Source organism: Roseomonas sp. USHLN139 (genome assembly GCF_037145735.1).
Taxonomy (GTDB): Bacteria; Pseudomonadota; Alphaproteobacteria; order Acetobacterales; family Acetobacteraceae; genus Pseudoroseomonas.
This window is the reverse complement of sequence record NZ_JBBCWY010000003.1, coordinates 58321-73088: the sequence shown is the minus strand read 5'-3', so window position 1 is coordinate 73088 and position 14768 is coordinate 58321. Positions and strand designations below refer to the sequence as shown.

13 protein-coding genes are annotated in these 14768 nt (G+C 70.2%); 6 read left to right on the top strand and 7 right to left on the bottom strand.

Annotated features, from left to right (window positions below):
* Positions 1-53: 53 nt before the first annotated feature.
* Positions 54-941, top strand: coding sequence for a polysaccharide deacetylase family protein (locus WFI16_RS10790; protein ID WP_419897843.1), 888 nt, complete (start codon positions 54-56; stop codon positions 939-941).
* 212 nt (positions 942-1153) lie between these two features.
* Here WFI16_RS10790 and fzlA read toward each other — a convergent pair whose 3' ends face one another.
* The 5 genes from fzlA to WFI16_RS10765 all read right to left on the bottom strand — a co-directional run bounded on the left by fzlA (position 1154) and on the right by WFI16_RS10765 (position 9881).
* Positions 1154-1822: an FtsZ-binding protein FzlA gene (fzlA, locus tag WFI16_RS10785; protein WP_419897842.1), complete on the bottom strand. Its 669-nt coding sequence runs from the start codon at positions 1820-1822 to the stop codon at positions 1154-1156.
* Between the two features lie 176 nt (positions 1823-1998).
* Entirely contained in the window at positions 1999-6600 is a 4602-nt protein-coding gene (gene gltB / locus WFI16_RS10780) for a glutamate synthase large subunit (protein WP_419897841.1), read from the bottom strand.
* Between the two features lie 61 nt (positions 6601-6661).
* The gene (locus WFI16_RS10775; protein WP_419897840.1) at positions 6662-7243 is read right to left on the bottom strand and encodes a DUF2059 domain-containing protein; all 582 of its coding nucleotides are present in this window, start codon (positions 7241-7243) and stop codon (positions 6662-6664) included.
* A complete protein-coding gene (locus WFI16_RS10770; protein ID WP_419897839.1) occupies positions 7243-8682 on the bottom strand; it encodes an NAD(P)-dependent oxidoreductase in 1440 nt (479 codons plus the stop codon). The genes WFI16_RS10775 and WFI16_RS10770 overlap by 1 nt, the downstream gene beginning before the upstream one ends.
* A 248-nt stretch (positions 8683-8930) precedes the next feature.
* Positions 8931-9881: a complex I NDUFA9 subunit family protein gene (locus WFI16_RS10765; RefSeq protein WP_419897838.1), complete on the bottom strand. Its 951-nt coding sequence runs from the start codon at positions 9879-9881 to the stop codon at positions 8931-8933.
* A 188-nt stretch (positions 9882-10069) separates the two neighbouring features.
* Between WFI16_RS10765 and WFI16_RS10760 the strand changes: the two genes are divergently transcribed.
* Complete coding sequence (locus WFI16_RS10760; RefSeq protein WP_419897837.1) at positions 10070-10633, top strand: DUF1013 domain-containing protein; 564 nt, start codon at positions 10070-10072, stop codon at positions 10631-10633.
* Between the two features lie 122 nt (positions 10634-10755).
* Here the strand turns inward: WFI16_RS10760 and WFI16_RS10755 are convergent, their stop codons facing one another.
* Together WFI16_RS10755 and WFI16_RS10750 are read right to left on the bottom strand one after the other, a co-directional pair.
* On the bottom strand, positions 10756-11010 hold the full coding sequence (locus WFI16_RS10755; protein ID WP_442970665.1) for a DUF3126 family protein: 255 nt from the start codon (positions 11008-11010) through the stop codon (positions 10756-10758).
* 228 nt (positions 11011-11238) lie between these two features.
* Positions 11239-11409, bottom strand: a complete 171-nt coding sequence (locus WFI16_RS10750) for a YdcH family protein (RefSeq protein ID WP_419897835.1) — start codon at positions 11407-11409, stop codon at positions 11239-11241.
* A gap of 265 nt (positions 11410-11674) precedes the next feature.
* On the opposite strand from WFI16_RS10750, the gene WFI16_RS10745 reads away from it, so the two are divergent.
* The 4 genes from WFI16_RS10745 to WFI16_RS10730 all read left to right on the top strand — a co-directional run bounded on the left by WFI16_RS10745 (position 11675) and on the right by WFI16_RS10730 (position 14758).
* Positions 11675-11875, top strand: a complete 201-nt coding sequence (locus tag WFI16_RS10745) for a YdcH family protein (RefSeq protein ID WP_419898197.1) — start codon at positions 11675-11677, stop codon at positions 11873-11875.
* A gap of 31 nt (positions 11876-11906) precedes the next feature.
* Positions 11907-12761, top strand: coding sequence for a helix-turn-helix domain-containing protein (locus WFI16_RS10740; protein WP_419897834.1), 855 nt, complete (start codon positions 11907-11909; stop codon positions 12759-12761).
* A gap of 78 nt (positions 12762-12839) precedes the next feature.
* Complete coding sequence (locus WFI16_RS10735; protein WP_419897833.1) at positions 12840-14072, top strand: M20/M25/M40 family metallo-hydrolase; 1233 nt, start codon at positions 12840-12842, stop codon at positions 14070-14072.
* Positions 14073-14221: 149 nt separating this feature from the next.
* The gene (locus WFI16_RS10730; protein ID WP_419897832.1) at positions 14222-14758 is read left to right on the top strand and encodes a hypothetical protein; all 537 of its coding nucleotides are present in this window, start codon (positions 14222-14224) and stop codon (positions 14756-14758) included.
* Positions 14759-14768: the final 10 nt, after the last annotated feature.

Below are 14768 nucleotides of genomic sequence, written 5' to 3'. Positions count from 1 at the left end.
CTGGTCCGGCGCTTGCTATGCCGCCGCACCGGATATCTTCGAGGAGGCCCCCGATGCTGCCGATCCACGGCCGCTACGACTACCATTCCTGGCCGTCGCGGGCCGCCTATGGCTGGCCGGCCGGCAAGAAGCTGGCGGTGTATCTCGGCATCAATCTTGAGCATTTCGCCTTCGGCGAAGGCCTCGGCATGTCGCTGGCCCCCGGCGGACCGCAGCCGGACGTGCTGAACTACGCCTGGCGCGACTATGGCAACCGGGTCGGCGCCTGGCGGCTGCTGGAGATGCTGGACGAGCTGAAGCTGCCCGCCACCGTGCTGCTGAACAGCGCGATGTACGACCACGCCCCCAGCCTGGTCGCCGCCCATCGCGCCCGCGGCGACGAGATCGCCGGCCATGGCCGCACCAACAGCGAGCGCCAGTCGCTGATGAGCGAGGCGGAGGAGCGCACCCTGATCGCCGAGGCCACCGCCGCCATCACCGAGGCGGAAGGCAAGCCCCCCGTCGGCTGGCTCTCCCCCTGGATCGCCGAGACCCTGTCGACGCCCGAGCTGCTGGTCGAGGCCGGCTACCGCTACACCCTGAACTGGTGCCACGACGACCAGCCGACCTGGCTGAAGACCCGCGAGGGCCGGCTGCTCTCGATCCCCTATCCGCAGGAGATCAACGACATCCCCGCGATCGGCGCCCGCAAGGACAGCGCCGAGCAGTTCGCCGCCATGATCCTGGCCGATTTCGAGGAACGCCGCCGCCAGGTGCGCGACAACCGCCCGCAGGTGATGGGCATCGCGCTGCACCCCTATATCGTCGGCCAGCCCTACCGCCTGCGCGCGCTGCGCGAGGCCCTGCAGCATATCGCGGCGCAGCGCGACACGGTCTGGATCACCACGGCGGGGGCGATCTGCGAGCATGTCTATGGGCTGAAGGAAGGGCTGGTGCCCTGAAGAGAAGCAAGGGGCAGGCCAGGGGAATGAATTCCCCTGGACCCCTTCTTCTTTCTGATCAACGGCCGTGGGGGGCCTGCGCATCATCGGTGCCGTCACCCGGGCATCACGGTGGGACGCCTGACCTAAGAACAGCGCGCCCTCACAGGTCGCGCTGTTGAGGGGCCGTTTCACCGACCGTCACCACCCGGACACGGCAGTCCGAAAAAGAATCAGAAATCCAGGTCGGCGTAATGCGGCGGCGGGTTCACCCCGCTGACGCGATCGGCCAGCAGCGGGCGGAAGGCCGGACGCGACTTCACCCGGGCGTACCAGTCCTTGGCGGCATCGTTCAGCGACCAGTCGAGGTCGCCGATATAGTCCAGCGCCGAGAGATGCGCGGCGGCCGCCAGGTCGGCCAGCGACAGCGAATTGCCGGCCAGCCAGAGGCGGGTCTCGGCCAGCCAGCCGAGATAGTCCAGATGCGGCTTGAGATTGGCATAGCCGGCGCGCAGGGCGGCGGCATCGGCGCTGCCACGGCCCATCAGGCGCTTCCACTGCTTCTCGACCAGCAGGTTGTCGGTGACCTCGCGGGCGAACTTGCCGTCGAACCAGGCGACCAGGCGGCGCACCTCGGCGCGCTCGCCCAGCGTCCGGCCCATCAGCGGCAGGTCCGGATAGGCCTCGTCGAGGTATTCGCAGATGGCGTAGCTGTCGGCCAGGATCAGGCCGTTCTCCTCCACCAGCACGGGCACGGTGCCGCTGGGGTTCATTTCCAGGAATTCCTCCCGCCGTTCCCAGACCCTTTCGATCCGCACCTCGAAGGGGATGCGTTTCTCGCTCAGGACAAGGCGAACCTTGCGCGAATAGGGGCAGAGGGGCTGGTGATAGAGGATTCTCATGCACAACGCCGCGGCAAGGTCAGGGGGGGCGCTTATCGCATGCCCATCCGTGAGCGCCTAGCCGAGCATCACGCCATCTTGCCCAGGCTTAACATTTTTAAGGCGTTAGCCGGGCTGTTTGACACGGGCGCTCGGGTGGCGACCGGTCCCGGCGGGACCGGTCGAACCGACAGAAATCACTCGGCGGCGATGGCGACCTGCTCCATCGGCTGGGGCAGGTACTTGGCGTATTCTTTCGGCACCACGTGCCAGAAATGGCCGCGCTCCGAGGCCCAGTCGTTCAGCAGGCGGGCGGCGTGGCGCGAGCCGGTCTCGGCGGCGTGGCGGCCGATCAGACCCTGCAGCACGCTCTCCCAATGGGCGGAGGAGAGCCGCTTCCACAGCAGCGTGTCCGGGTTCAGCCGGTGCTCGAAGGTGGCGTCGCGGTCGTGGATGAAGGCCTGGCCGCCGGTGAAGCCGGCGCCGAAATTGTCGCCGACCGCGCCGAGGATCACCACCGTGCCGCCGGTCATGTATTCGCAGCCATTGGCGCCGACGCCCTCGACCACCGCGGTGGCGCCGGAATTGCGCACCGCGAAACGCTCGCCGGCCTGGCCGGCGGCGAAGAACTCGCCGGCGGTCGCGCCATAGAGGCAGGTATTGCCGACGATGGCGTTCTCGTTCCAGACCAGCGGCGAGGAAGGCGCCGGGCGGACGACGATGGTGCCGCCCGAGAGGCCCTTGCCGACATAGTCGTTGGCGTCGCCCAGGACTTCCAGCTTCAGCCCGCGCACCGCGAAGGCGCCGAGCGACTGGCCGGCGCTGCCGCGCAGCCGCACCGTCAGATGGCCCGGCTGCAGCCCGTTCATGCCGAACTTGCGGACGATCTTGCTGCTGATCTTGGTGCCGATGGCGCGGTGGGTGTTCCGGATGTTGTAGGCGAGCTGCATCTTCTCGCCCCGCTCGAACAGCGCCGCGGCGTCGCGGATCATGTCGGCATCCAGCGTCTCCGGCACCTCGTTGCGGCCTTCCAGCGTGCAGTAGCGCGGGAAGGGCCCGGCATCGGCCTGGACCAGCAGCGGGTTGAGGTCGAGGTCATCGAGATCCTCGGCGCCGCGGCTGACCTGCTTCAGCAGCTCAGTGCGGCCGATCACCTCTTCCAGCTTGCGGAAGCCGAGGCCCGCCAGGATCTCGCGGATCTCCTCGGCGATGAAGGAGAAGAGGTTGATCACCTTCTCGGGCGAGCCCTCGAACTTCTTCCGCAGCTCCTCGTCCTGGGTGCAGACACCGACCGGGCAGGTGTTGGAATGGCACTGCCGCACCATGATGCAGCCCATGGCGACCAGGCTGGCGGTGCCGATGCCGAATTCCTCGGCGCCCAGCATGGCGGCGATCACCACGTCGCGGCCGGTCTTCAGCCCGCCATCGGTGCGCAGCTTCACCCGGTGGCGCAGCCGGTTCAGCAGCAGCACCTGGTGCGCCTCGGACAGCCCCATCTCCCAGGGCAGGCCGGCATACTTGATCGAGCTGACCGGCGAGGCGCCGGTGCCGCCCGAATGGCCGGAGACCAGGATGGCATCCGCCTTGGCCTTGGCGACGCCGGCGGCGATGGTGCCGATGCCCGAGCGGGCGACCAGCTTCACGCAGACCGAGGCCTCGGGGTTGATCTGCTTCAGGTCGTAGATGAGCTGCGCCAGATCCTCGATCGAATAGATGTCGTGGTGCGGCGGCGGCGAGATCAGCGTGACGCCCGGCGTCGAGTGGCGCAGGCGGGCGATGATGCCGCTGACCTTGAAGCCGGGCAGCTGGCCGCCCTCGCCGGGCTTGGCGCCCTGGGCGACCTTGATCTCGATCTCGCGGCAGTTGTTCAGGTACTCGGCAGTGACGCCGAAGCGGCCCGAGGAGATCTGCTTGATCGCCGAATTGGCGTTGTCGCCATTGGCGCGCGGCTTGGCGCGCTCCGGGTCCTCGCCGCCCTCGCCGCTGTCGGAACGGGCGCCGATGCGGTTCATGGCGATGGACAGCGTCTCATGCGCCTCGGGGCTCAGCGCCCCGAGCGAGATGCCGGGCGCGATCAGGCGCTTGCGGATCTCGGTGATGCTCTCGACCTCCTCGATGGCGATCGGCTTGGCCACCTCGGCGCGGAAGTCCAGCAGGTCGCGCAGCGCCACGGGGGGGAGCTTCCGCACCGCCTCGGAATAGCGCTTGAAGGTCTGGTAGCTGTCGGACTCCACCGCGTTCTGCAGCAGGTGGATCAGGCTGCCGTCGAAGGCATGCGCCTCGCCCTTGCGGCGCAGCTTGTAGAGGCCGCCGATCGGCAGCGTCACCGTGTCGGCGCCCCAGGCCTTGCGGTGCATGCCCAGCACGCGCCGGGCGATGCCGGAGAGGCCGATGCCGGAGATGCGCGACTGGGTGCCGGGGAAGAATTCGGCGACGAGGGCGCGCGACAGCCCGATCGCCTCGAAATTCATGCCGCCGCGATAGGAGGACAGGACGGAAATGCCGATCTTCGACATCACCTTCAGCAGGCCCTTGTCGACCGCCTTGCGGTAGTGGGCCACGCAATCCGCCATGGAATCGCCGCCGAAGAGGCCGCGGCGATGCCGGTCGGCGATGCTCTCCTGCGCCAGATAGGCATTCACCGTGGTGGCGCCGGCGCCGATCAGCACGGCGAAGTAATGCACATCCATGCATTCGCCGGAGCGCACGTTCAGGCTGGTGAAGGTCCGCAGGCTGTGGCGCACCAGATGCGTGTGCACCGCGCCGACCGCCAGGATCATCGGGATGACGGCGCGCTCGCTGTCATGCGCCTCGTCGGTCAGCACGACATGGGCGCAGCCGGAGCGCACCCCCTCCTCCGCCTCGCGCCGGATTCTTTCCAGGGCGCGGCGCAGGCCGGGCTCGCCTTCGGAGACCGGGAAGGTGGCGTCGACCGTGCAGGCGGTGCTGCCCATGTATTCCTGCATGGCGGCGAATTCCGCGTTGGAGAGCACCGGGCTCTCCAGCTGCAGCATGTCGCACTGGGTCGGATCCTCGTCGAGGATGTTCCCCAGATTGCCCAGCCGGGTCTTGATGGTCATCACCCGCGTCTCGCGCAGGCTGTCGATCGGCGGGTTGGTGACCTGGGCGAAGCTCTGGCGGAAGAAATGGTGCAGCCCGCGATACTGGGCGGAGAGCACGGCGATCGGCGTGTCGTCGCCCATGCTGCCCACCGCCTCGGCGCCGTCCTCGGCCATCGGGTGCAGGATGGTCTCGAGATCCTCCAGCGTGATGCCCAGCGCCAGCTGGCGGCGGCGCAGTTCCTCGGTCGAGAGCACCGGGATCTCGTCCACCTCGGCGCGGACGATGCTGTCGATCTTGGTGGTGCGGTTGACCCAGTCGCCGAAGGGATGGCGCGCGGCCAGCATGTCCTTCAGCTCGGTATCGGCGTAGAAGCGCGGCGCTTCCAGGTCGACGGCGATGCACTGGCCGGGGCCGACGCGGCCCTTGGCGACGATGTCGCCCTCGGCCAGCTTCACCATGCCGGTCTCGGAGCCGACGATCAGCAGCCTGTCGGCGGTGACATTGTAGCGGATCGGCCGCAGCCCGTTGCGGTCGAGGCCGGCGATGCACCAGCGGCCATCGGTGGCGCAGACCGCCGCCGGCCCGTCCCAGGGCTCCATCACCGCGTTGCAATACATGAACAGGTCGCGATGCGCCTGCGGCATGGTGGCGTTGCTGCCGATGCTCTCGGGGATCAGCATCGCCTTGGCCATCGGCGCGTCGCGGCCGCCGCGCACCAGCAGCTCGAAGACATTGTCGAGCGTCGCGGTGTCGGAGCCGCCGGCCTGCACGACCGGCTTGATGTCCTCCATGAAGGGATCGAGCAGGTCATGGGCGAGCCGCGTCTCGTGGCTCTTCATCCAGTTGATGTTGCCGTGGACGGTGTTGATCTCGCCGTTATGGGCGAGCATCCGGAACGGCTGCGCCAGGCGCCAGGTCGGGAAGGTGTTGGTCGAATAGCGCTGGTGATAGATGGCGAAGCGGCTGACGAAGCGCTCGTCCAGCAGGTCCGGGTAGAAGTCGGTCAGGTTCTCCGCCAGGAACATGCCCTTGTAGACGATCGAGCGCGTCGACAGGCTGCAGAGATAGAGCTCCGGCACCTGGGCGGCGATCGCCTGCTTCTCGATGCGGCGGCGGATGACGTAGAGGTCGCGCTCCATCGTCGCCGGGTCGCGCTGCTCGGGGTCGAAGATCAGGATCTGCTCGATCTCGGGCCGCGTCGCATTGGCCTTCTCGCCAATGCAGGAGACGTCGATCGGCACCTGGCGCCAGCCATAGATGCTGTAGCCGGCGTTCAGGATCTCGGTCTCGACGATCTGGCGGCAGCGTTCCTGCGCGCTCAGATCGGTCTTCGGCAGGAAGACCTGGCCGACCGCGATGCGGCCCGGGCGCAGCCGGTCGCCGCCGCGCTCGACAACCTCGGCGAAGAAATCCTGCGGGATCTCGATATGGATGCCGGCGCCGTCGCCGGTCTTGCCGTCGGCATCCACCGCGCCGCGGTGCCAGACCGCCTTCAGCGCGTCGATGCCGGCCTGCACCACGTCGCGCCGCGGGCGGCCGTCGAGCGCCGCGATCAGGCCGACGCCGCAGGCATCATGCTCCATGGTGTCGACATGCGCCGCGCTGTTCAGCAGATCGGCATTGCGGCGGAAACGCTCGGCGAAGGCGGCGCCCGTCTCGGACAGGGCATCGGTCTCGGCCAGGTCGCCGGTCTTGGACAGGGCGTCGGTCTGGCCGTTCAAAGGCAGGTGGCTCATGGTGCGATCCCTCTGGATTCGCGGCCGGGACAGGGGAGCCCGGAACGACGTCGTGTTCGGTTCAGATCTTCAGGCCGCGGGCGCGCAGCGCCTCGCGATGCTTGGTCAGCGCCTCGAGGCCGATGCGCTGGCCCCATTGCGCGCCGAAGGCCAGGCTTTCCTGGGTGACCGCCTGGGTCGCGACCTTCAGCCGCTCGCCCAGCGGCGAGCGGTAGAATTCGGTCAGCGCGCGCAGGTCGGCCGCCCCCAGATGGCTGGCCCAGGAAGCGGCCATGGCATCGAGCAGCTCCGGCAGGCGGGCGCGGAACTCGGGCAGCAGGATGCCCTCGAAAATCTCGGTGACGCGGGCCACCGGCTGGCCGCTCTGCTGCGCCACGATCTGCGCCATCTGCGCCATGCTGCCATGGATGCCGGCCTCGGCCTGCGCCTGGGAGCCGCTGGCCTCGATCAGTTCTCTCGCGGCGGCCAGCGCCTCGGCGCGGTCGCTGCCCTGCGGCGCGGCCGCCGGCGGGGCGGGCTTGGGGGCCGGCGCAGCCTGGGGCGCCGGGGTCGCGCCCGGCCCCTGGAACTGCGACGGGCCGGATTGGGCGAAGGCCGGTGCGGCGGCGAGCAGCAGGGCGAGGCCCGGGACGAGCGCGCGCATCACTCGGCCGCCATGGCGGGGGCGGCCTTCTTCGCCAGCACATAGGCCTCGATCTGGTCGGCGGCGTCACGGCCGTCGCGGATGCCCCAGACCACCAGCGAGGCGCCGCGGACGATGTCGCCGGCGGCGAAGACGCCCTCCAGCTTGGTCATCATGCTGCGGCGGTCGATGGTCAGCGTGCCCCAGCGGCTGACCGTCAGGCCGGGCTCGCCGAACAGGCTGGGCAGGTCCTCGGGGTCGAAGCCCAGCGCCTTGATCACCAGGTCGGCCGGCTCGGTGAAGCCGCTGCCGGGGATCGGCTCGACCTGCTGGCGGCCGGTGGCATCCGGCAGGCCGAGATGCATCTTCACCGCGCGGACGCCGGTGACATGCCCCTCACCCTCAAAACCTTCCGGGGCGGAGAGCCAGGAGAAGACGACGCCTTCTTCCTCGGCATTGGCGACCTCGCGCATCGAGCCGGGCATGTTGGCCTTGTCGCGGCGATAGAGGCAGGTGACCGCGGCGGCGCCCTGGCGGATGGCGGTGCGGACGCAGTCCATGGCGGTGTCGCCGCCGCCGATGACCACGACCTTCTTGCCGGCGGCGTTCAGCGTGCCGTCGATGAATTCCGGCACCTGGTCGCCCAGATTCTCGCGGTTGGAGGCGGTCAGGTAGTCCAGCGCCGGGACGATGCCGGCCAGGTTCGAGCCCGGCCCGCCGATGTCGCGCGCCTTGTAGACGCCGGTCGCCACCAGCACCGCATCATGCTTGGCCCGCAGATCGGCCATGGAGATGTCGATGCCGACGCGGCAGTTGAGGACGAACTCAATGCCGGCCTCGGCGTATTGCGCGTGGCGGCGGAGGACGACCTCCTTCTCCAGCTTGAAGTTCGGGATGCCGTAGATCATCAGCCCGCCGACGCGGTCGTAGCGGTCATAGACCGTGACCTTCCAGCCGCGCAGCCGCAGCCGCTCGGCCGCCGCCAGGCCGGCGGGGCCGGCGCCGATGATGCCCACCGAATGGTCGACCTCGCGCCGCGGCTTCGGCGGCTTGACCCAGCCCTGCTCCCAGGCGGTGTCGGTGATGTACTTCTCGACCGCGCCGATGGTGACGCTGTCGAACCCCTTCTCGATGACGCAATTGCCTTCGCAGAGCCGGTCCTGCGGGCAGACGCGGCCGCAGATCTCGGGGAAGGTGTTGGTGGCCGAGGAGACCTCATAGGCCTCTTCCAGCCGGCCCTCGGCGGTCAGCTTCAGCCAGTCGGGGATGTTGTTGTTCAGCGGGCAGTGGATCGAGCAGAAGGGCACGCCGCACTGGCTGCAGCGGCTGGCCTGCTCGGTCGCGCGCTCGGCGCTGAAACGCTGGTAGATCTCGCCGAAATCGGCCCGGCGCTCGGTGGCTTTGCGCTTGTCCGGCGTCTGTTGCGACAAGCGCACGAATTGCAGCATGCGTTCGGCCATCGGGCGGGTTCCTTCGGGCAGGAAGGCTTCTTTTCAGGTCAGGCGGAGCCAGGGGGCGCCCGCCGCAGGGCCCTGCGAGGCCATGCGGGGCTGCCACCCCGTTGCGCGCAGCTTTGCCACACTCACCCAGGGGTTGCCAGTCCTATTTACGCCATAAGGACAGCATTACTGTCCCTATTTCCTAGAGCCCTGTTCCTACCCTGGCCCTCCCGCCGGAACATCCGGATATAAAGGTCCGATCCGGACTTTCAGACCGGATAGGCGGCGCGGCGTCCCCCGCCGGGGCGGAACCGCGTCAGATAGGCGGGCACCACCGCCTCCATCGCCTGCGGCGCGATGCCCAGCTCGGCGAAGCCCTTCGCCCCGGGCGACACCACATTGTCCTTCTGCAGCAGGATCAGCTGGTCGCGGGTCAGCGGCGGGTTCGGCAGGAACTCGCCCAGCCGGGCCTGCAGCCGCACCAGCCCGGGCGGCAGCGCCACCAGCCGCTTCGGCCGCCCGGTCACCTCCAGCACATAGCCCATCAGCTCGCGGAAGCTGGCGACGCGCGGGCCGCCCAGCTCGAAGACCTGCCCCTCGGCGGCGGAGCGGCGGGCGGCGGCGAGCACGGCCTCGGCCACGTCGCCGACATAGACCGGCTGGAAGCGGGTGGCGCCATTGACCACCGGCATGAAGGGCAGCAGCTGCGCCATGCCGGCGAAGCGGTTGAAGAAATGGTCCTCGGGGCCGAAGATCACCGAGGGCCGCAGGATGGTGGCGCGCGGAAAGGCCGCCAGCAGCGCGGCCTCGCCGGCGGCCTTGCTGCGGGCATAGGCGCTCTCGCTCGCCGGATCGGCGCCGATCGCCGAGAGATGCACCAGCTTCGCCACCCCCGCCGCCGCGGCGGCGCGGCCGATCCGGCCCGGCAGCTCGCCCTGCAGCCGCTGGAAGTCGCCCGGGCGGCGCTCGGCCAGGATGCCCACCGTGTTGACCACCAGCCCGGCGCCCGCGACCGCGCGCGCCAGCGCCGCGTCCTGGGCGAGATCGGCGCGAACCGCCACCACCTGGCCGACATTGCCCTGGGTCATCAGCGGCCGCACGGCCTCGGCATGGCGGGTGACCACGCGCACCTCGTAGTCGAGCCGCGCCAGGCGGGAGACCAGATGCCGCCCGATGAAGCCGGTGCCGCCGAACACCGTGGCCAGTCGCCGCGTCGCCATGCCGATCTCCTGTGAGGTAGCCCTGCGCAACGATATGGCCTGCCATGCCGCGCCGCCAAGCATGCCGTGCCACGCTGGCGGCGGGCCGGCCGCGACGCTAGGACTTTGACCCCATACCTCCCCCTCTCTATATGCAGTGCGAACCGGGGCTGTCCCCGCGCCAGCCCGACCGACTCGTAAGGTTTCCGATGACCCTGCCGCTGATGCCCAAGGCCACCGCTGTGTGGCTCATCGAGAAGACGTCCCTCAGCTTCGAGCAGATCGCCGATTTCGTCGGCATGCATCCGCTGGAAGTGCAGGCGATCGCCGATGGCGAAGTCGCGCAGGGTATCGTCGGCTATGATCCGGTGCAGAACAGCCAGCTGCGGCGCGAGGAGATCCTGCGCTGCGAGGCCGATCCGAATGCCCGGCTGCGGCTGATGGAGACGGCCTCGCCGGTGCCGAAGGCGCGCGGCAAGGGCGCCCGCTACACCCCCGTCTCGAAGCGCAACGACCGGCCGGACGGCATCGCCTTCCTGCTGCGCAACTTCCCGCAGCTGACCGAGGCGCAGATCGGCAAGCTGCTGGGCACCACCAAGGACACCATCGCCAAGGTGCGCGACCGCACCCATTGGAACAGCGCCAATATCAAGCCGCGCGACCCGGTGATCCTGGGCCTGTGCAGCCAGTCCGACCTGAACGCGGCGGTGCTGGCCTCGGGCGGCAATCCCTCGGCGCCGCTGGCCCCGGCCGAGGATGACGAGGTCGCCTGATTCCGCCGCCCGGTCCGGATGACGCTGCCAGGGGGCACGCACCGCGTGCCCCCTTTTTCATGTCCGGCCTTCCGGACCCGGCGCGCCGCCCCGCCACGGGGCGGGGACGGCCGCGCGGCCGCTCAGCGGCGCGGGGCGGCGGCGGGCTTCTTCGGCGGCGGCGGCAGATCCTCCTCGAGGATCGTCAGGTGCAGGGCGTAGGAGACCTCGCCATCCTCGGCATCGCGGTGCAGCGTGCCGACCACCTCGTCCTCGACCGCGACCTCGACCGACAGGCCCGGCCGGGCCGGGCGGATCAGGTTGATGCGGTCCGTGCCGAAGAGGCGCCGCAGATAGGTCTGCACGCGCGTGATATCGGTGGCGTCCATGCCGTCCATCAAGCTCCAAGCCATAGGGGAAGCCGGGGTTATAGTCCCGTCGCGGCGAGGCACCTAGTGCCTGCAACCGTTTCGCATTCGCCGTTTCGCCTTCACAGGCATGCGACGGGGCGGGACCTCGCCCGGGTGGCCCGGTGCTTCCCGCCAGGGAGCCCCGGGCCGGGCCCGGTGGGGCGGGGCCAGGGCGGCCCCGCGGAAATCCCCCGAGAAGGGGGCCGTCTAGTGGCGTCAGCGCGCGGGGCGCAGCCTTTGCATTTCTTCCTTCAGCCGCAGCTTGGCGCGTTTCAGGCGGCCGAGCGACAGGGCATCCGGCTGCGGCCGGGCCCCCTCGGCGGCGATCTGCCGTTCGAGAGTGGCATGGCGTTCCTGCAGGCTGAGCAGGCGAGGCTGCTGCGTCATCGGCACACGATCCTCCAGCGGTTGAAACAGCCAAAGGGACGGGGAAACCGGGCCTTGACCCGCCTGGCGGCAGGGTGAGCCGGTCCGGGCCGTCCCCCGGGACGGGCCGCCAGCCCTCTGCCAGAAGGCCCCCTCCTCCACGCCGCAAACCAGACCGCGACAGGAAGCGGGGCTGATGGTCAGACCGTGCTGTGCGACCACGCCAGGACATGATATGGCCTTTCTGCGCCCAGATGCGACTCAAACCGATCAACCGATGAGGCCCATCCTGGCCGACCGTGACAGCCTGCTCCGTCGCCTGCACGAGCTCCGCAGCGAACACCGCGATCTGGACACCGTGATCGCCACCCTGGCCCTGTCGCTGCCCGATCAGCTGCAGGTGCAGCGCCTGAAGAAGCGCAAGCTGAAGCTGAAGGACGAGATCGCCTGGCTGGAAAGCCGGCTGGTGCCCGACATCATCGCCTGAACGGCTTTCCATCACGATAAGCGGCGGCGGCATGGCGCTGGATATGCGGCAGATCGGCGCGCGGCTGCGCGCCTGGCGGCTCGGCGCCGGCCTGGCGCCCGATGTGGTGGCGGCGCGGCTCGGCGTCTCGCGCGCCGCGCTCTATACCTATGAGAAGGACGGCATCCCGCGGCTCGACCTGCTGGAGCGGGCGGCGGCGCTGCTCGGCGTCTCGCTCGCCGCGCTGATCGGCATCGAGGTCGAGCACTTTTCTTCCTGTGCCGGCTTCTTCGAGCGGATGCGCCAGGCCGAGGCCGAGGCCGACCAGATTCTGGCGTGTTTCGACCCGATCTCGATCCTGCTCGCCTCCCCCGCCTATCCGGCGCGGCTGCGGCAGATGCTGGAGGAGGCCCCCGGCGGCGACCGCGACGCCACGGCCCGCGCGCTGGCGATGCTGGAAGAACGTCGCGCCCAGCAGGCCGGCCGGCCGCGGCCGCTGACCGCGCTGGTCGCCCTGCCCCGGCTGGCGCAACTGCTGCAGACCGGGCTGGTCGGCCGCGACGGGGGGTCGCCCGACGCGCTGGCGGAACGCCGTCGCTGGGCCCGGGAGGAGGTCGCCGCCATCGCCGCGCGGCTGGAAGCGCCCGCCATCGGCGTGCAGATCGGCCTGCTGGAAGCGGTCCCCCCCAGCCAGACCTTCGAGGTGCTGCTCGGCGGCCCGACCGAGCGGGTGGCGGTCAGCCCCTTCCGCCTCGGCGAATACCCCAATGTCACCGACGGCATCGCCACCCTCTCGGCCGAGCCGGCGACCGTCGCCCTCTATGCCGGGCTGGCGCGGCGGCTCTGGGACGGGGCGCTGAAGGGCGAGCGCGCGGCGGCCCGGCTGCGCCAGCTGCTGGCCGGCTGACCCGCCGGCGCGACACGGCCCAGCATTGACTTGCCCGGAGAGTCCAGCAAAATGGATTTTTCCGGTTCAATGGATTCGATGCTGGCTCCCGATTCCGATTCTGCCCTGGCCGCCCATCTCCTGGCGCTGTTCCGCCGCTTGTCGGCGGAGGGCGAGGGCGTCACCCGCCCGGCCTATGGCGTGGCCGAGACCGCCTGCCTGCAGGCCCTGGCCGCGATCGCCGCCGAGCAGGGGCTGGAAAGTTGGTCGGACGCTGCCGGCAATCTCTGGATGCAGCCGCCCGGGCTGGGCGAGGTCCTGGCCCCGGCCTGCGGCAGCCACATGGATTCGGTGCCGCAGGGCGGCAATTTCGACGGCGCCGCCGGGGTGGTGGCCGGCTTCCTCTGCGCCCGCCAGGCGATGCGCGAGGGCCGGGCGCTGCGCGCCGTCGCGCTGCGCGGCGAGGAATCGCCCTGGTTCGGCGCACCGCATGTCGGGCTGCGGGCGGCCTTCGGCGCGCTCTCGGCGGCCGAGCTGGCCATCCCGCGCCGCGACTCGGGGCAGAGCCTGGCCTGGCACATCGCCGAGCAGGGTGGCGACCCGGCCGCCGCCGGCAGCGGCGCCCCGCTGCCCGAGATCACCCGAACGCGCTTCTTCTGGGAGCTGCATATCGAACAGGGGCCGGTGCTGGTCGACCGCGCCCTGCCGGCCGCCCCGGTCTCGGCGGTGCGCGGGCATCTGCGCTTCCCCACCGCCCGCTGCCGGGGCGAGGCTGGGCATTCCGGCGCGGTGCCCCGGCATCTGCGGCGCGACCCGGCGCTCGCCGTGGCCGAGCTGCTGCACGATCTCGACACGCTCTGGGCCCGCAGCCTGCAGGAGGGCGACGACCTGGTGCTCACCGCCGGGCAGCTGCTGGTTGACCCGACGACCGCGGCGACCACCCGCATTCCGGATGTCGTCAGCTTCAGCCTCGACCTGCGCAGCACGCAGAAGGAAACCCTGGCGGGTCTGGCGGCGCTGCTGCCGCGGCGCTGCGCCGAGATCGGCGCGCGGCGGGGCGTCACCTTCGATCTCGGCCCGCCCGTGACGGCGGCGCCGGTGGTGCTGGATGCCGGCGGCCGCGCGGCGCTGGAGGCCGCCCTGCCCGGGGTCCAGCCGGTGGCCTCGGGCGCCGGGCATGACGCGGCCGAGTTTGTCCGGCGCGGCGTGCCGGCGGCCATGGTCTTCGTCCGCAACGAGCATGGCTCCCACAACCCGGCCGAGGCCATGGCGCTGGAGGACTTCCTGGCCGGTCTCGCGGCGCTGCAATCCGCCATCAGGGCCGGCGCCTGACCGGCCGGCCGACCTTCAGGCAGAATCTGCGGGACCGCCCGCAAGAGATTGCCAAATCATCATTTCGATCACGCTTCCGTAACCCTGCGGCCTTGATGTAGCTTCGTAACGGGCCGAGCCGGCCCGCACGGGGTCGGGGGATTCGCCGCATGTTCCGCATTCATCAGCGTCTGGCGGGGCTTGCCCTCGCCGCCGGCGTGGCCATCGCCCTGCCCGCCGCCGCGCAGACCTGCCTGCAATCCGCCGAGAAGACGGCGATGGATGTGCGGGCGCTGCAGAGCCAGCTGATGGTCGCCGCCCTGAGCTGCGGCCAGCATGACCAGTACAATGCCTTCGTCACCCGCTACCAGAAGGAGCTGGGCACCGCCTATCGCGCGGTCAGCGGCCATTTCCGCCGGGTGCATGGCGGCAACGCGCAGAAGCAGCTCGACATCTACATCACCAGCCTGGCCAATGCGCAGAGCCAGGAGGGCATCCGCCAGGGTTCCTTCTTCTGCCAGAACGTCGCGCCGCTGTTCCAGCAGGCGCTGGCCCAGCCGGGTATGGCCGAGTTGGCGGCGCTGTCGGTGTCGCAGCAGGTGACCAACCCCTATGAGGCGCAGATCTGCCCGGCGCCGGCGGTCCGCAGCGCCAGCGCGCCGCGCCGCAGCAGCCCGGCCACGCCGACCCAGGTGGCGGCGCGCTAAGCCTCGTCCC